General features: G+C 63.4%; 12 protein-coding genes, 1 other RNA gene and 2 pseudogenes. 11 read left to right on the forward strand and 4 right to left on the reverse strand.

The genetic code is table 11. The annotated features are described in order from the left end of the window. The first annotated feature begins 142 nt into the window (after positions 1–142). Positions 143–340, forward strand: coding sequence for a hypothetical protein (locus ACIGJG_RS05930; protein ID WP_140949182.1), 198 nt, complete (start codon positions 143–145; stop codon positions 338–340). 10 nt (positions 341–350) lie between these two features. On the opposite strand, the gene ACIGJG_RS05935 is transcribed toward ACIGJG_RS05930, so the two are convergent. Then, positions 351–1,880: a sigma-70 family RNA polymerase sigma factor gene (locus ACIGJG_RS05935; protein WP_140949181.1), complete on the reverse strand. Its 1,530-nt coding sequence runs from the start codon at positions 1,878–1,880 to the stop codon at positions 351–353. A gap of 257 nt (positions 1,881–2,137) precedes the next feature. Here ACIGJG_RS05935 and ACIGJG_RS05940 point away from each other — a divergent pair, with 257 nt between their 5' ends. The 3 genes from ACIGJG_RS05940 (at position 2,138) to ACIGJG_RS05950 (ending at position 4,231) form a co-directional block, all read left to right on the forward strand. Next, positions 2,138–2,680, forward strand: coding sequence for an Hsp20/alpha crystallin family protein (locus ACIGJG_RS05940; protein WP_140949180.1), 543 nt, complete (start codon positions 2,138–2,140; stop codon positions 2,678–2,680). Positions 2,681–2,815: 135 nt separating this feature from the next. Beyond that, the gene (locus ACIGJG_RS05945; protein WP_140949179.1) at positions 2,816–3,064 is read left to right on the forward strand and encodes a hypothetical protein; all 249 of its coding nucleotides are present in this window, start codon (positions 2,816–2,818) and stop codon (positions 3,062–3,064) included. An 87-nt stretch (positions 3,065–3,151) separates the two neighbouring features. Then, on the forward strand, positions 3,152–4,231 hold the full coding sequence (locus tag ACIGJG_RS05950) for a hypothetical protein (RefSeq protein WP_245001930.1): 1,080 nt from the start codon (positions 3,152–3,154) through the stop codon (positions 4,229–4,231). Here ACIGJG_RS05950 and ACIGJG_RS05955 read toward each other — a convergent pair. Then, the gene (locus ACIGJG_RS05955; protein ID WP_140949178.1) at positions 4,209–5,195 is read right to left on the reverse strand and encodes a ribose-phosphate diphosphokinase; all 987 of its coding nucleotides are present in this window, start codon (positions 5,193–5,195) and stop codon (positions 4,209–4,211) included. The two genes, ACIGJG_RS05950 and ACIGJG_RS05955, sit on opposite strands and share 23 nt — an antisense overlap. Positions 5,196–5,234: 39 nt before the next feature. Between ACIGJG_RS05955 and ACIGJG_RS05960 the strand changes: the two genes are divergently transcribed. Further along, positions 5,235–6,221, forward strand: a complete 987-nt coding sequence (locus tag ACIGJG_RS05960) for an acetyltransferase (RefSeq protein WP_483672890.1) — start codon at positions 5,235–5,237, stop codon at positions 6,219–6,221. A gap of 36 nt (positions 6,222–6,257) precedes the next feature. Here ACIGJG_RS05960 and ACIGJG_RS05965 read toward each other — a convergent pair whose 3' ends face one another. Both ACIGJG_RS05965 and ssrA read right to left on the reverse strand, forming a co-directional pair. Continuing rightward, positions 6,258–7,637 carry a nicotinate phosphoribosyltransferase gene (locus ACIGJG_RS05965; protein ID WP_483673055.1) on the reverse strand — a complete coding sequence of 460 codons (1,380 nt, stop codon included), beginning with the start codon at positions 7,635–7,637 and terminating at the stop codon, positions 6,258–6,260. Positions 7,638–7,906: 269 nt separating this feature from the next. After that, positions 7,907–8,238: a transfer-messenger RNA gene (gene ssrA, locus ACIGJG_RS05970) on the reverse strand. Between the two features lie 218 nt (positions 8,239–8,456). On the opposite strand from ssrA, the gene ACIGJG_RS05975 reads away from it, so the two are divergent. The 6 genes and pseudogenes from ACIGJG_RS05975 to polX form a co-directional block, all read left to right on the forward strand. Further along, a complete protein-coding gene (locus ACIGJG_RS05975) occupies positions 8,457–8,789 on the forward strand; it encodes an ElaB/YgaM/YqjD family protein (RefSeq protein ID WP_140949175.1) in 333 nt (110 codons plus the stop codon). An 87-nt stretch (positions 8,790–8,876) separates the two neighbouring features. Further along, entirely contained in the window at positions 8,877–9,797 is a 921-nt protein-coding gene (locus tag ACIGJG_RS05980) for a ribose-phosphate diphosphokinase (RefSeq protein WP_483673056.1), read from the forward strand. Positions 9,798–9,868: 71 nt separating this feature from the next. Next, complete coding sequence (locus ACIGJG_RS05985) at positions 9,869–10,273, forward strand: Hsp20/alpha crystallin family protein (RefSeq protein WP_258234469.1); 405 nt, start codon at positions 9,869–9,871, stop codon at positions 10,271–10,273. 35 nt (positions 10,274–10,308) lie between these two features. Next, on the forward strand, positions 10,309–12,693 hold the full coding sequence (gene lon / locus ACIGJG_RS05990) for an endopeptidase La (protein ID WP_140949173.1): 2,385 nt from the start codon (positions 10,309–10,311) through the stop codon (positions 12,691–12,693). Positions 12,694–12,859: 166 nt separating this feature from the next. Next, a pseudogene (locus tag ACIGJG_RS05995) lies at positions 12,860–14,275 on the forward strand (AAA family ATPase); the annotation flags it as partial. Positions 14,276–15,326: 1,051 nt separating this feature from the next. Continuing rightward, a pseudogene (gene polX, locus ACIGJG_RS06000) lies at positions 15,327–17,120 on the forward strand (DNA polymerase/3'-5' exonuclease PolX); the annotation flags it as partial. Positions 17,121–17,310 lie beyond the last annotated feature (190 nt).

Consider the following 17,310-nt stretch of genomic DNA (forward strand, 5'->3'; position numbering starts at 1 on the left):
GCAAATAGGTCGGCATCTCACGACGGCCATGGGACGTCGACTTCTATAGTCTCAGACACATGCCGGCGACCGGATCCGGCGGCCAGGAGAGGCCGCTGCGGCGTACCAGGCATGCGCCGTCAAATACTGTCGGAGACAAGAGATGCTGAGTCCCCACGAGATCGCAGCCCTGATGGTTCTCAGTGATGCGAAGAGTCACCGTGAACTGGACCCCGCCGACATTGGCGCTCTTGTCGAGCGCCAGTTGGTCCGTCTTGGAGCCGCGACACCAGACCACAGGCAAATCCGTGTAACCGGGAAAGGACGGCAACTGCTGGAGGCGATCAGCAGCGGCCGCTGACGGAGCGGGCTCAGTGCGGCCGAGGGTGCGTGGCGCCTTTGTCCGCCGAGGTGTCCTCTGCCAGAAACGTCCTGGCAGCATTTGCCTGTCCCGACGAGCGCAGCGTTTCCATAGCCTGCCGTTCGGTGCGCCGGACCTTTTCCCGCGACATGCCGGTCCGCCTGGCGATTTCCTCGTAGCCCATCGGGGTAACGCCCCCAATGCCGAACCTGCATTGCAACACGGTGGCTTCATCCGGTGTCATGGCTGCAAGCATGGCGGCGACAAACTCGCGCATGCGCTTGTCGGCCACCGTCCTGTACGGGTCGGGCGCCGCCCGATCCTCGAGCATTTCCGCGAGCGCGGTATCGCCGGACGGTACCGGCGCATCGAGCGAGACTGGCTCGCCGGGCAGCGTGAGCAGATCGGATACTTTCTCCTGGCCCAATCCGCTCTCACCGGCGAGTTGCGCCAGGGCTGCCTTGCGTCCGGTGCGCTGGCGGATACGCTCGGCCGTCAGACGCACGCGGCGCAGGTTGTCGCCGACATTCACCGGGAGGCGGATCGTGCGTGCACGGTCAGCCACCGCGCGCGAAACGGCTTGACGGATCCACCACGTTGCATAGGTCGAGAACTTGAAGCCCTGGTGGTACTCGAATTTGTCGATGGCCCGCATCAGGCCGATGTTACCCTCCTGAACCAGGTCCGCCAGATCCAGCCCCCGGTGCTGGTACTTCCTGGCGATCGACACCACCAGCCGGAGGTTGGCCTCAACCATCTTGCGGGTAGCGCGAGCGATCCTGTCTTCGGCCGCCAATGCTTCATTCACCAGCGCACTTGTCGCGGCGCACCCCTCGCTGGCGGCACCGTCGCGTTCCGCTCCGTATGTCCTCAGGGTGCGCATGACATGCCACGCACCGTCGGCAGTGCGGGCTGGTTCACCAGTTGCAAGTAACTTCGCGAAGATGGCCTGCCGGGCGCGCTGGTAACCGGCCGATTCGGTGTCGCCTTGTCGCAGGGCGGCCTGCATGCGCCGCAGCGACTGGCGGATCTCGCCAATCCTTGCGAGGTCTCCGCCGGCGGCCCGGGACGGCGCGGCTAGCCAGATCTCAAGTGCACGAGGACAACCCGCGAGCGCCCACAGTACGCCGCGCCGCCCGGTCTCGATTTCCTTTGCGAGCATTACCTCCTCATCTCTAGTAAGCAGGCGCACGGCTTGCATGCGCCTCGCATAGATGGCGAGCGGGTCTATTGAAGCGCCTACCCCGGTGGCCGCGTCAGTCAGCAGATTGCACACCTCCTCGATAAGCCCGGGGTCGATGGGGTGCCCATCGGGGCCGCGCAACGCGTCGGTTTCAGGACGCTCGTCGAGCACGGCAATGCCCATCTGGGTCAGCGCCGATAGCAAGGGCTCGATGCTGTCCGGACAGCTGTCTTCCGCCGGCAAAGCGTCGACAACGTCAGAATGGATCAGGTACCCGCGCTCAGCTGCGAGCGTCAACAACTGGGTGATGGCCTGCGTATGGATGTCCGCGTCCGCTGCGCGGGTCTGGATGGTCATGTCGTGAGCGAATCTGGCCGCTTCTAAGGGGCGGTAAAGGCCGCCGAGACTCCGCGGACGCCCGTCCGCTTCGGCTTGCCTGACAGTTGTCGATGTGGGGGGCAATATGGAATTCACAAGCACTGGCATTTCGCGTCGCCTTCCATGCCGTGCCAAAGCCGCCCAATCACTGTCATGTAGCTTTGACAGGAGTCAAATTGCCCAATGCGAGAGCGCCTAGGATGATTTCTACATTGACCCCACAGGAGGATCCTGAAATGGCTGAATCTCAAACTACGGTGCCCGTGAAGAAAAGCGAAGACGTCGCCAAGCACCCCTGGTCCCCCCAGGCCTGGCACCCCATTGCGAGCCTGCGGCGTGAGATGGAACGCTTGTTTGACGATTTCGATCACGGCACGCGCTTCACGCCGGCACGCCTGCCGCGGTTCGGCCTCGAGCCATTCTGGCGGCATGACTGGAGCATGCCTTCCGCCCCGTCCGTGGACCTTTCCGAAACGGAGAAGACCTATGAGCTGACGGCCGAGCTACCGGGGATGGACGAGAAGGATATCGAAGTGAAGCTCGCCAATGGCGGCCTGACCATCAAAGGCGAAAAGCGCGAGGAGAAGGAGGAAAAGGAGAAGGACTATTACCTGCGCGAGCGCCGCTTTGGTTCCTTTGAGCGCTACTTCCAACTCCCCGACGGCGTTGATGCCGACAAAATTGAAGCCAGGTTCAACAAGGGTGTGCTGACGATCACGCTTCCCAAGACGGTCGAGGCGCAAAGTGCGGCAAAGAAGATTCCGGTGAAGGGTGCCTGACGACAGGCTGTGATCGCGGCGAGAGTTCGGCGACGATTGCATCGCCACTCTCGTCGATCCCGTCTTCGCGCACAAGCACGGCATCCACTTCGCTGCCCTCGGTCACGTGGGCGGTCCCTTTTGCGAGGAGTGGCAATGGATACGCACAACGCAGCACCGCAGGCCGCTACCGCCAGCGAGATCCGCGACATAGTCGGACCCGTGGAGGATCAGGTGGTCGAAATGATTCTCGACGAAGGGCCTACCCGTGCACAAGTCCTAGAAGCCTTCACATGGTTGCGTTCCGACCAGCGGTTACGGCATCGCCCCGGCTTCGAATTGGAGGGAAAGTCCGCACGCATTCTGGAAATTCTCGAAAGCGAAGAGCCGGATTCGGACGCCTGAGAAACCGTTGCCCCACACCACATGCCGATCTTGCTATAGGGCCCGACTCCTTATGAGGGGTCGCGACATGGATGGGAGATTCCCGAAATGGCATGGAACAGTGCGGCAGTGCCCAATGACTCGATGCCGGTTGCGGCCAAGGTGGCGCTGCTGCGTCAACCTGGGATCTACCCTGATCATCCGCGGGATGTGGAAGTGGTGGAGACCCACATGTCCTGGGTCTTCCTCACTCCCGACTATGCGTACAAGCTCAAGAAGCCGGTGCGCTATGACTATCTCGACTTTCGTACGCTTGCGGCAAGACAGTACTACTGCACGGAAGAAGTGCGCTTGAATCGGCGACTGGCCGGTTCCGTCTATCTTGATGTCGTGCCTATGGTCCTGGAACCGGGCGGCACCGCTCGATTAGGCGGCAAGGGTGCGGTGGTCGACTGGTTGGTCAAGATGCGCCGGCTGCCGGCCGATCGCATGCTGGACAAGGCACTATCCCAAGGCACCGCGACGCAGGAGGACGCGCGCGCAGTGGCAACCCGCCTGGGCGAGTTCTACATGACGCTGCCACCCGCGCCGGTCACGGTTGATGAATACCGGGGCCGCTTGCGCCGTGACATCGACGATTGCGAGCGCGAACTCAGTAACCCGGCGTTCGCGCAGCCTGTCGCACTGGTGAGAGAGGTCTGCCTCGCTCAGCGCCGCCTGCTGGCGCAGGATCCGTCGCGCTTCGATCAGCGTGTCAAAGAAGGCCGGATTGTGGAAGCACATGGCGATTTGCGGCCGGAACATATCTGCCTTGCCCCGCCGCTCGCCATCATCGATTGTCTGGAGTTTTCTCGCCAATTCAGAACCCTCGATACGGCCGACGAAATCGGCTTTCTCGCTCTCGAATGCGAGCGGCTGGGCGATCCTGACTTTGCCCGGGTACTGATTGGCACTTACCGAGACGTTACCGGCGACAGGCCCGATGCCGCGCTGTTGCACTTCTACCAGAGTTGCAGTGCCTGCTTGCGCGCGAAAATTACCGTCTGGCATTTGCGGGAGGCAATATATCGTGATTCGCCAAAGTGGCCCGAGAGAGCAAGATGCTACCTGCGACTGGCCGAGCAGCACATGCAAGCCTGTGCGCAGGCATATTCGCACGAAGGCGTTATCCGGCGAGCAGTTCGCTGATCGACTCGCCGCTGTGGCTGTGCGCGATCGCCTGCGCGAACAGGGCCGCACTGTTCAGGAGGATGAGTTTGTCCCTGACCTTGCCTTCGGGGAGGCGGAATGGCGGTACGGTATCCGTGACAACAACCTGTACCAACGCATCATCCGCAAGCACCTGCGCGGCGCTCCCCACGAACAGTCCGTGCGATGCGGCGGCGTAGATCCGGCGGGCGCCGAGGCCGCCGCACGCTTTCACGGTACGAGCTATGGTCGTCCCTGTGCCGATCAGGTCGTCGACAATGATGGCGCACTTGCCATGGACGTCGCCGACTATCAGTTCACCGCTCACGATTCCCTCGCTACGGTGCTTTTCGGCAAAAGCGCTGGCTACCGGGCGGGCCAGGGCACGGCTCAACCGTTGCCGAAAATCCTCGGCCCGCTTGATGCCGCCAGCATCCGGAGATACGACGGCGATCTCCTCATCGCGCAGAAGCGACGCGAAGTGGGAAACAAAGAGCTTGTTGGCCCCAAGGTGATCGGTGCGGCAGCGGAATGCATTCTGATAGGCAGCAATATTGTGGACATCCAGCGTGATGACATGATCGGTACCGACCGCCTCGAACAGGCCCGCCACGTAGCGCGTGGTGACCGGGTCGCGGGCCTTCGATTTCTGGTCCTTGCGCGCGTAGCCCAGATACGGAACGATGGCGGTCACGCAGGCTGCCGAGGCATCCTTGAGTGCGCCAATGAAGAAGAGCAGTCGGCATAGCTTGTCGTTGACGCTTTGGCGGGCATCGCTGTGCAAGGATTGGACGACGAAGACGTCTCTGCCGCGTACGTTCACCAGCGGGCGGCATTTGTGCTCGCCGTCCTCGAAAGCCCGCTCCTCATGCGGGCATAGCTCGACGCCCAGGTGGCGGCCGACTTTTTCGCCGAACTCGCGCGTGTCGTCGAGTGCGAACAACATCAAGTCAGGATGGATCATGGCTAGCCGGCTCCCCCTTTCTCCGTATGGTGCCCGAGCGTGACACACTTCGACGTCTTCAATGGTGACGCAGACGGCATCTGCGCGCTGCATCAACTACGATTGGCCAACCCGATTGCATCCTCATTGATTACGGGCGTCAAGCGTGACGTGACGCTGCTCGCGCGCGTTCCCGCCCGCCAAGGCGACGCCGTGACGGTGTTGGACATCTCTCTGGATACGAACCGGGAAGCATTGCTTGAACTCCTTGGACGCGGCGTCGCGGTGGAGTACTTCGATCATCACTTCTTTGGGTCCATTCCGCTGCACCCCGGATTGATGGCCTGCATTGAGACGGCACCCACTGTGTGCACCAGTTTGCTCGTGAATCGTCATCTCGGTGGCAAGCATGCGCTCTGGGCCATTGTCGGGGCATTTGGGGACAATCTGTCCGACGCCGCGCACCAGCTCGCGCGGGGACACTTCCTGCGAGCGGGGCAGACACATCAGTTGCGCGAGCTCGGCGAGTCCATCAACTACAACGCCTATGGCGATGCCGAAGCGGATCTTCGGATCCCGCCTGCCAGACTCTATGAGGCCTTGCTTCCCTATGCAGATCCGTTCCAGTTTATCGTTGCAGCCCCGATCACGCGGGCGCTACACGACGGACGGCGGCAGGACATGGAAATGGCAATGCAGCAGCGCGCCAGCATCGCGCTGCCGTGCGGCGCCATTTATGTGTTGCCAGACCTGGCTTGGGCGCGGCGTGTACGGGGCGTCTTTTCGAACCATCTGGCAAGTAGCCACCCAAGGCTGGCCCACGCGGTTCTGACGGTGAATGCGCATGGGGGCTACACGGTGAGCGTGCGCGCGCCGATGGCGTCGCCATATGGTGCCGACAAGCTGTGCCGGCAGTTTGAGAGTGGCGGAGGGCGGGAAGCTGCGGCAGGCATCAATTGCCTCGCGCGCGATCGTTTGCCGCATTTCATGCGCGCGTTCGAGGAAGTGTTCAGCGTTGGAGGCGCGGCGCAAAATGCATCTTCCTGATCACGGGGCTGCAGATGGGGAATCCCGATTCTTCCTTCAAGCCGATCCTGCCGCGGCCCCGGCCGATGCGCCGAGTGCGTCGGCGGTACGGGCCAGTTCGATAAGGGAAGGGCTGATCGTGACCGGAAATGTCGACCCTGGCTCCAGCTTTCGCAATGCTGGCGGGAGTGCCGCCAACTGGTGCGCGGCGTGCGCGCGGCTGGTGCTTAGTGCCACTGGCGCGGCCAGGCGTCTGCCTTGCACCATGCACAGCTGCATCAGCGGCGTGCCTTCGCAAGTCTCGCCATCGAGCGTCACGGTATCGCCACACATGTTGCCGTCGCTCGAATAGCGTCGCCATGATTGTTTTCTGCCCGGCCAGGTGGCCTTGCCTTCGGAGCGTTTGCGTCGCGGCAAGCCCGCGTATTCGGTGAGCTTGTAAGCGCAGTCAAGGTATGGCGAATCCGCCGACGTGTTCATTCGTGTGCCTACCCCGAAGCCATCGATCGGCGCATCTTGCGATATCAGGTCCCGTACGCGGTATTCATCGAGATTGCCGCTGGCGAAGATGCCGATGTCGCGTAGCCCGGCACGATCCAGAATGGCACGTACCTTGCGCGCGTGATCGCCCAAGTCACCGCTATCAAGACGAACGGCCTTGACGAAGATACCTTCCGCCCGTAGGCCAGCGGCCAGCGCAGCCACCTTCTGCGCAGCCGCCTCGGTATCATAGGTGTCAATCAGCAGGGTGGCGTTGTCAGGCTGCGAGCGGGCGAACGATTCGAAAGCCGATTGTTCGTCAGAATGAGCCTGCACGTAGGAGTGTGCCATCGTGCCAAAGGTAGGGATGCCGAAACGGGCGCCGGCCAGCAGGGTGGCCGTCCCCGTGAACCCGGCCAGATAGCTGGCGCGTGCCGAGAGCAGGCCGGCTTCGGCCCCATGGGCGCGGCGTAGGCCAAAGTCGACAAGGGTGGTACGTCCTTGTCCGGCCAGAACCACACGCGCGGCCTTGCTTGCAACGATGGTTTCATAGTGCAGCAGGTTCATGACACGGCTCTCAACGAGCTGGGCCTCGCGAATGGGAGCAGTAATGCGAAGGATCGGCTCGTCGGGGAAGAACACTGTGCCTTCTGGCATGGCGGCAACCTCGCCGCAAAACCGGAAGCCCTCCAGCGATCTCAGGAAGGCGCCGCTAAAGTGACCGCTCTGTTTAAGCAGGGAAAGGTCAGCCGCGCTGAAAGTCAGGTTCTCGAGATATACGAGCACCTGTTCAAGCCCTGCGGCCATCAGGAAATTGCGTCCCGGCGGCAGCTTTCGCACGAAGAACTCGAAGCTGGCGGTATCGTTCATGGCGCTATCGAAGTAGGCCTGCATCATCGTGAACTCGTACAGGTCCGTCAGCAGCGGACTTTCGCTTGTGGCTCCCTCGTTCTTCATGGGCTCTCCCTTGCGTCTGAGGCCCCCGGAGGCGCACCAAATTATCCCCCCAGCGACCATGGCCATGGCGTGCGTACTTTCGCCAAGGTGTTGCGCACCTGGAGGGTTATGCGAGCCATGCTGCGCGTCGCATTCGCTCCTGGGCTAGTCTGCCTTTGCTACGTTAGGCGCCCCGCCAGTGACAACGTTGATGCAGCGCAAGGCGGTGATTCTCGACCTCCATCGCATTCAGACGGAAGGCGACGACAGCAGCGAGGAACCAGCTGAAATGACAATGGGGACCGAAGTCCCCATCGGCTGTCTTGGTCTACAAGGCTTCAGCGGCCCCGGCATTGGCCTCAGGCGGCCAGTGCGAAACGCTCATCGTTGGCGTTTATGGAATTTGCTTCATTTACGTCGATCGCCTGACGGGTTGCCTGCGCCCCTTTGCACGCCCTGTCGAAACCGATACACCCCCACCTTAGCGCGCCGCATGTCACGGTGCGCTGAGGTGGAGGTGAGGGGATTCGAACCCCTGTCCAGAACGCCGCCAGATTGCCGGGATAACAACCATGTCTCCGATATGGAGCGTCAATGGCCGTTTTCAAGAGCGAGGGGAACGCCGAGGGTTGAGGCGAACTTCGCCATGGGGAAAGACCGCTCGCGGCGCATTGAGGCGTCAGGCGTGAACCACTGCGCACCAGGATAGGGTGAGGGCGGTCTGGTCCCTGGTCTTGTTCCTTATCAAACCGCGGTGCCAGGACGCCCCTATATTGACCTTGCGCCGGTACGCCATGGCTGCCGCCTCCGCGACGGCAATTTCAGAACAGGGAGTGAACGATGAACGATATCCGTGCAGATCTTGCGGTACACAGGGACGCGTTGATTCGCGACACCAATGTATTGCTCAGCGACGTACAGGCCTTGCTCAGGGATGTCGCGGACGAGGCTGGCACCGAAGCCAGCCAGGCGGGAACCGAACTCGGAGGCCGGCTGCGCGCGCTACAGGTGCGCCTCGATGCGCTGCGTGAGGTTGGCCGTGATCGTGTCGGGCAGCTCGCCGAGACGGCGGACTTATATGTCCGCGAACATCCGTGGCAATGCATCGGAACTGTCGCGGCGATCGGTGCGGCGACAGGCGCGATCGTGGCGCTGGCCGTCGGCCGCCGGTAGTGCCAGGCAACCGGCGTCTATGGCGGTCGGTGTATCGATGGAGGCGCGATGAGTCCGAAGCCCAGTACACGGCAAGTGGTCTTTTCCATGCCAGGGAACGAGCGGCAGGCCGCGGCGCTTTGCCGTGCGCTGCATGCGACGGCTGGCAACGCCATCGTGCGGCACTTTGCTGACGGCGAATCCGCCGTCAGGCTGGAGGAGGACGTGGCGGGCCGGGATGTCATCCTCGTCTGCACGCTGGACCGCCCTGACGCCAAGGTATTGCCGTTGCTGTGGCTTGCAACGGCTGTGCGCGAGAATGGCGCGGCCCGGACGGGCCTGTTGGCGCCCTATCTGCCTTACATGCGGCAGGACAGGGTCTTTCACGCCGGAGAGATTGTCTCCGCGCGGCACTTCGCCGCATTGCTGTCCGGCCACTTCGATTGGCTGGCAACCGTCGATCCGCACCTGCACCGCATTCGCTGTCTGTCGGAGATCTTCTCCATCCCGACCGTCGCGATTCATGCTGCGCCGGCCATTGCAGAATGGATCCGCAATGAGATCACGGCGCCGCTGATCATCGGTCCGGACGAGGAGAGCCGTCAGTGGGTGGCGGACATAGCAGCCCGGTGCCAGGCCACAGCCGTTGTGCTGGAGAAGGACAGGTTGAGCGACATGGCCGTCCATATCGCGGCACGGAACCTGCCTGACGCGGGAGACTGCACGCCGGTGCTTGTCGACGACATCGTCTCCACGGGGCACACCATGCTGGAGGCCGCCAGGCGCCTGCAGGAGCACGGCTACCGGCCGCCAGTGTGCATAGGCGTCCATGCGCTGTTTGCCGGCACTGCCTACGCGGACCTTTGCGCCGTCGCTGCCGACGTTGTGAGTTGCGACACCGTCGAGCATCCGTCCAATCGTATCGTGCTTGCAAATTTGCTGGCGGCGGCCATTCAAGCTGAGGCGGACGACCGGGAGCGGGGCGATCCGGCGCGGGGTCAACCTGGAGCATCGGTCCGACCGGATTGAGCGGGGCCTGCGTTGCCGGTGCAGCGGAATGGGCCTGGTCCATGCGGGGCAAGAAAGGGGGGGAATTCGCCATGCCTGACAAGAGATTCAACCCGATGTGGGAAACAGCGCTGGTAGCGCTTGAACGGGCGGGGCATTTGCACCTCCAGTTATTCCGCCTTGCCGGCCAGTCACGGCAAGTGCCGGTATGGGAGCCCCCCGTGGAACTGGTCGAGCAGGGCGGCAGGCTCATGGTCATCGTGGCGCTTCCCGGAGTCAGCCCTGACGCCGTGGACCTGACGCTGGAGGGCGACGTCCTCTCAATTCGCGCCCAGCGCCACCTGCCCCGCGCGTTCAGTGGCGGCACGGTTCACTGCCTGGAAATTCCCTATGGCCGCTTCGAGAGACGTCTCGCGCTGCCACCGGGGCCCTACCAACTACGCCAGCGCAGCAGCGAGGATGGCTGTCTGTTGCTGGTACTCGAGCGGCTGGATTGAGTCGTTACGCAACACATCGCTTTGGACGGAAAACCATGAACCAAGACACTGCAACCGGCCCGGACGCGCCACCGCCAGGCCAGGCAATCCAGCCCGGGTCAGGACTCCCTCCCGACTGCGTGATCGTGCTGCCGGTACGCAATACCGTGCTGTTCCCGGGCAATGTGGTGCCGCTATCCATAGGCCGCGAGCGTAGCAAGGCCGATGTGCAGGCCGCCGTCCTGGAACAATTGCCGCTCGGCATCGTGCTTCAGCGCGATCCCCAGAGAGCCGATCCGGCGTTCGAGGGACTCTACCCCATGGGAACCGTGGCCAATGTGCTGCGCTACGTGACCAACCCTGAGGATGGCTCGCATCACCTTGTGTGCCAGGGAACGCAGCGTTTCCGGCTGCGCGAACCATTGCCTGGCCACCCGCTGCGCGCCTGCCGCGTAGAGTTCCTTTCGGACCCGGAGCAGGCCGACGCGGCGACCGATGCTCGCGCGCTCGTTTTGAGGGAACGCGCCGCAGAGATGCTCGGATTGCTTCCGAATGTGCCCGCCGAGCTTGCGACTGCCTTGCAGGCGATCGATTCGCCCGGGCTGCTCGCCGACGCGGTGGCAGGCCTGGTCGACATCCCGCTTGAACGCAGGCAGGAGATCCTCGAGACCGTCGATGTCGGCAAGCGGCTGGACAAGGTTCTCGATGCTGTCGCCAGCCGCATCGAAGTGCTGCGCCTGTCGCGCGAGATTGGCGAACAGACCCGGGACCGCCTCGACCAGCGGCAGCGCGAAATGCTGCTGCGCGAGCAACTCCGGACTATCCGGCACGAACTCGGCGAAGGCGGCGAAAACCAGGAAGACATCCGCAGGCTGGCCGAGGCGATCGACGGCGCCCACATGCCGGCCTCCATCGAGACACAGGCTCGCAAGGAACTGGCGCGCCTGGAGCGGATGCCGGAGGCGTCTTCCGAGTACTCGATGTGCACGAGCTACCTCGAATGGCTGACCGAGCTGCCGTGGGGCCTGCCGCAGGAGAAATCCGTAGATATGGCAGAGGCGCGACGCATTCTGGACAACGAGCATTTCGGCCTGGAGAAGGTGAAGCGCCGCATCCTCGAATACCTTGCTGTGCGCAAGCTCAATCCGCAAGGGAAGGGACCGATCCTCTGCTTCCTCGGGCCGCCGGGCGTCGGCAAGACCTCCCTGGGTCAGAGCATCGCGCATGCGATGGGACGGCCATTCGTACGCGTAAGCCTTGGTGGTCTGCATGACGAGTCCGAGATTCGCGGCCACCGCCGCACTTATGTCGGCGCCATGCCGGGCAATATCATCCAGGCCATTCGCAAGGCGGGCACCCGTGATTGCGTGATGATGCTGGATGAACTCGACAAACTCGGCCGTGGTGTGCACGGCGACCCTGCCGCCGCCATGCTTGAGGTGCTCGATCCGGAGCAGAACGCTACCTTCCGCGACAACTACCTGGGCATGCCGTTCGACCTGTCGGCCGTCGTCTTCATCGGCACAGCCAACCAGGCCGAGAGCATTCCGGGCCCGCTGCGCGATCGCATGGAGGTGCTGGAGCTTCCGGGGTATACGGATGCCGAAAAGCTGCAGATTGCGACGCGCTTTCTCGTTCCCCGCCAGCTCGCAGCTTGTGGCCTGACGGTCGACCAGTGCGAACTGGATGCTGCGGGACTCTCAGCCATCATCCGCCAGTACACGCGCGAGGCAGGCGTGCGTGGTCTTGAGCGGCAAATCGGCGCCGTGCTCCGGTACGCGGCCATGCGCGTGGCCGAGGATCCCGGCGCGCGGTCTCGGATTGGACCTGACGACCTGCCGGCTATCCTGGGGCATCACAGGTTCGAGAGCGAAGCGGCGATGCGGGTCAGCCTGCCAGGCGTCGCGACGGGCATGGCATGGACGCCGGCCGGTGGCGACCTGCTGTTTATCGAGGCCAGCATCACGCCCGGCTCCGGAAGGCTGGTCCTGACCGGGCAGCTCGGTGACGTGATGAAGGAAAGTGCGCAGGCCGCACTGACGTTGGTCAAGTCGCGCTGCACGAGCCTGCGCATCGATAGCGCCGCGTTCGACAAGAGCGATGTCCACGTGCACGTGCCCGCCGGTGCGGTACCCAAGGACGGTCCGAGCGCCGGTGTCGCGATGTTCATCGCGATAGCTTCGCTGATGATGGGCCGCCCCGTGCGTCGGGATGTGGCCATGACCGGCGAGATCAGCTTGCGCGGCGTGGTATTGCCGGTCGGCGGCATCAAGGAGAAGGTGCTCGCTGCGCAGCGCGGCGGAATTGGGACCATCATGTTGCCCGTGCGCAATATGCCCGATATCGAAGACATTCCTGCGGACGCGCGCAGCTTGCTTCGCTTCGTGGCACTGGAAACGGTGGACGATGCGCTGGCCGGAGCCCTGGAAGCGCAGCAGTGACCAGTCCCGCCCGCACATGACGATGATCGCTGAGCTTCCGCCGGAAAGGCTGTACACGCCGTGTGAACCGAAAAGCCTTGGGTTCGACACCACCGAATCACTTGTTGATGTCGATCTTGCCCTGATACATCCGCGCGCCGTGGCCGCCATCCAGCTTGGGATCGGCATGCGTGTTCGCGGCTGCAATCTGTTCGTACTGGGCGAGCCGGGAAGCGGGCGCCGTGCACTGGTGCGTCACATCCTGGAAGCGGCGGCGCCCGAAGGGCCGCAGCCGGAGGACTGGTGCTATGTCTGCGATTTCGCAGCATCGGAAGGCGTGAAGCTGCTACGGCTGCCGGGCGGCCGGGGCAGGCAACTCTTTCAGGATATGCAGCGCTTCTCCGGCGAGGTAGGACTCGCTGTGGCAGCGGCGTTCGAAGATGTCCAATACCAGAGTCGTGTCGAATCGCTGGAAGAGGAAGAGAAGGCGCGCGAAGAAGCCGCACTGCAGGCGCTGGGCGAGGACGCGCGCAAACATGGCATCGCGATGTTGCGCGAGCCGGACAGCCTGGTCTTTGCGCCGCTCAAGGACGACGCTGAGAAAACGATCTCCGAGGAGGAATTCGCCAGATTGCCGGAGGCGCAGCAACAGAAGCTGAGCCAAGGCGTCAATGCGCACTACGAGCAGTTGCAGCGCCTGATGAGCAAGCTTCCCCATTGGCGGCGGAACTTGCAGAAAGCGATCAGAGAGGTCGGCCATCGCGCCTTGCGGCTGGCCGTCGGGCACCTGATTGCGGAGATCAGGCCCGCGTACGCCGATTTGCCGGCTGTGGTCGCGTATCTCGATGCGGTCCTGCAAGACGCGGTCGAAACGGGCCAAGCCTCGTACGAGGCCCGCCGGGGCAGCGAAGCGGACACGTCGCCGGATGCCGGGATGACAGCCGGCCAGCGCTACGTCGTCAATTTGCTCGTGGAGAATCCACCCGACGGCGGGCGGCCCGTGGTTTTCGAAGCCAATCCAACCCTGCAGAATCTTGTCGGACGTATCGACCACCGGGTCCACATGGGAACGATGGTCAGTCATTTCACCCTGATCAGGCCGGGTGCGCTGCATCGTGCGAACGGCGGGTTCCTGGTAATTGACGCCGCGCAGCTACTGAGCCAGCCGCATGCGTGGGCAGCACTCAAGCGCACGCAGCAGTCCGGCGAAATCCGTATCGAGTCGCTTGCCGACGTGGTGGGCCTCGGCGGCTCCGCGCAATTGCAGCCGGAACCCGTGCCGGTCGATGTCAAGGTCATCCTGATTGCCGAGCGTTCCACCTATGACGTAATCGCGGAACTCGATCCGGATGTCCTGTCCCTCTTCAAAATCAATGCCGAACTCGAAAGCGAGATCGACAGGACGCCGGAATCCTGTCTTCATTACGCCCGGCTGATCGCCACGCTTGCCAGGAACGATCGCCTGCGGTCATTGTCGGCGGGCGCGGTGGCGCGCGTCATCGAACATGCGGCCCGCCTGGCGGGGGACGCAGAGAAACTCAGCACGCAGACGCAACCGCTGTGCGATCTCCTGCAGGAAGCCGATCACCTGGCTGCCGTGGCCGATGCGCCGTTGATCGAGCGAGCGCAGATTGAAGCGGCGCTGGATGCACGCCGCGCACGTAACCGTCGCCTCGAGGAAGGCTACCGGGAAGACATCCTCCGCGGGCAACTGCTGATCGACTCCAGCGGCGAGCATGTCGGGCAGGTCAACGGGCTGGCCGTGATCGCGCTGGCCGACGCGACGTTCGCCCATCCGGTACGCATTACGGCCACGGTCGGCATGGGCGAGGGCGAGATCGTCGACATCGAGCGCGAGGTGGAGCTTGGCGGGCCGATTCACTCGAAAGGTGTGCTGATTCTCTCCTCGTTCCTGGCGGCGCGATTCGGGTGTGCGATGCCGCTCTCGCTGCGCGCCACCCTGGTTTTCGAGCAGTCATATTGCGGCGTCGAGGGAGATAGCGCTTCGCTGGCCGAACTCGCCAGCCTGCTGTCGGCGCTGTCGGGAATTCCCGTGCGGCAGTCGCTCGCGGTCAGTGGTTCCGTGAACCAGTTCGGCGTGGTTCAACCGGTCAGTGACATCAACGAAAAGATCGAGGGCTTCTTCGAGGTCTGTCGGGCGCGCGGCCTGTCAGGGCAGCAGGGCGTGCTGATCCCGGCCGCCAATGTCTGCCACTTGATGTTGCGTTCGGCGGTAGTCGAGGCCGTCCAGGAAGGGCGCTTTCACATCTGGGCAGTGCGCACGATCGAAGAGGCGATTGAACTGCTGACCGGTGTCGAAGCCGGTGAACCGGACGAAGAAGGGGAAATTCCACGAGGCTCGGTCAACTACCAGGTGGCGATCCAACTCGCCGAGCTGGCCCGGATTCGGCAAGTCGGACTGACGCCGCCTCCCCGTCCGCTGCACCGCAGGAAGCCCGGCACCAGGGTCACCCGGAAGAAGCGACAACCACGGTGAAACGCGCGAGCGTAGTCGGCGCGGCCCGTGATGTCGAAAGCGGGGCGCCGGCAGTGCGCATTGCCTTCGTGTGACGTCACCGGATTGCGCCTGGCCAGCCGCTGCACGCCCGTGCACTTTGACATTCCGCAAGCCGTTCGGCGACCTGTCGACCAGAATGTTTGGGAACGGATACGCGCGGGAGTTAGCTGTGACGGCCAGAGTACGAGATGCGATTGCCGCGAAGGGGAAAAGCGCGACGCCCCTACGCGCGCCGGCGCGGCTGCAAAAGCTGGCAAGGGTTCCGGACGTGGAAGGGCACCTTGGGTCACCGCAGGGCTTGCTCAATGAGGATGTCATTGCCATCTTCAATGAAATTGCAGACCTGCTTGATATTTCGGGTGCGAACCCATTCCGGATTCGTGCGTACCGCAATGCCGCGCGCACCATCAGCGCCATGACAGAGGACCTGCGGAGCTTTCTCACGCGCGGCTGCGATCCCGCCGACCTCCCGGGCATCGGGCGGGATCTGGCAGGCAAGATTCGCGAGATCGCCGATACCGGTACCTGTGCGCTGCTGCGCCAGGTGCGCGACGAGGTGCCCGGACAGGCGGGCGCATTGCTGAAATTGCCCGGCCTCGGGCCTCGGCGCGTTCAGGCGTTGCAGCGTGAACTCCATATCGCGTCGGTGGACGATCTGGGGCGCGCGGCGCGCGAGCACCGTGTCCGTTTGCTGAAGGGATTCGGGGCGCGTAGCGAACAGCGCCTGCTCGAGGCTGTCCAGAGCCAGATGGATCGCAACCGGCGTTTCAATGTAGACGTCGCCGCGCGTACTGCCGCACCGCTCATGCAGTACCTGCACGAGAACGCGAAGATGGCGGCGATCACGGTGGCGGGGAGTCTTCGACGGGGCAAGGACACGGTAGGGGACCTCGATATCGTGGCCACGTCCACCGTTCCCCGCACGGTCATTCGGGCCTTCACCGCCTACCCGATGACGCAGACGGTCTTGTCGGCGGGCACCACGCGGGCGAGCGCGATGCTGTCGAACGGGATGCAGGTGGACCTCAGGGTTGTGCCACCGGCGGACTATGGCGCGGCCATGGTTTACCTGACCGGCTCGAAGGCGCACAACTTGGCGTTGCGCCAACTTGCGCGGTCAATGGGGCTGAAGATCAACGAATACGGCGTTTTCCGCGGGCGCAGGAAGATCGCAGGTCGCGATGAAGCATCGGTCTACGCTGCGGTTGGCCTGCCGTGGATTCCGCCCGAACTGCGCGAGGACACCGGGGAAATACAGGCTGCTCGCGATGGCAGGCTGCCCCGGCTCGTTGGGAGGGAGGACATCAAGGGTGACCTGCACATCCACACCCGTGACAGCGACGGACTTGCCAGCCTCGAAGAAATGGTCGAGGCAGCAGGCAGGCTCGGTCTGCTATACCTGGCGATCACGGATCATTCGCCGCGCATGGGCATGACCCATGGGTTGGGGGCGCAGCGGTTGGCTGTCCAGGCCGAACGCATCGATGCGCTCAATGGCGTGGGTGGCATGCCATGGATACTGAAGAGCGTGGAAGTCGATATCCTGGAAGATGGCTCGCTGGATCTGCCGGACACGGTGCTGGGCCGGCTCGATCTGGTGGTAGGCGCCATCCATAGCCACTTCGATTTATCGCCAGGCAAACAGACAGCACGCATTCTCCGTGCCATCGACCATCCGCATTTCAGCATCCTTGCCCATCCTTCCGGCCGCCTGCTCGGTGAGCGGGACGGCTGCAGATTCGACGTTCCCTGCGTAATGAAGGCGCTGGCCGAGCGCGGCTGCTTTGTCGAAGCCAACAGTCAGCCGAGCCGGCTGGACCTGTGGGACAGCGCTTGCCGGATGGCCAGGGAGCATGGCGTACTGGTGAGCATCGCTTCGGATGCACACCGCATCGCCGACCTGGACAATCTGCCGCTTGGCCTGTCACAAGCCAGAAGGGGCTGGCTGGAAGCCGATGACGTTCTCAATGCCCGGGAGCTTCCGGAGTTTGCGCTGCCTGCTCAAGCGAACCATGTAGCAAATGGACAAGACGTTCACGCCCGCATCTTGTGGCCCTCGGTGGGGGATCTTCCGTATCTTCCGAGCCCTGAAGACCGGTCGCATGGAAGAGAGAATGCGC

The organism is Cupriavidus sp. C1SS-2L, assembly GCF_057073735.1.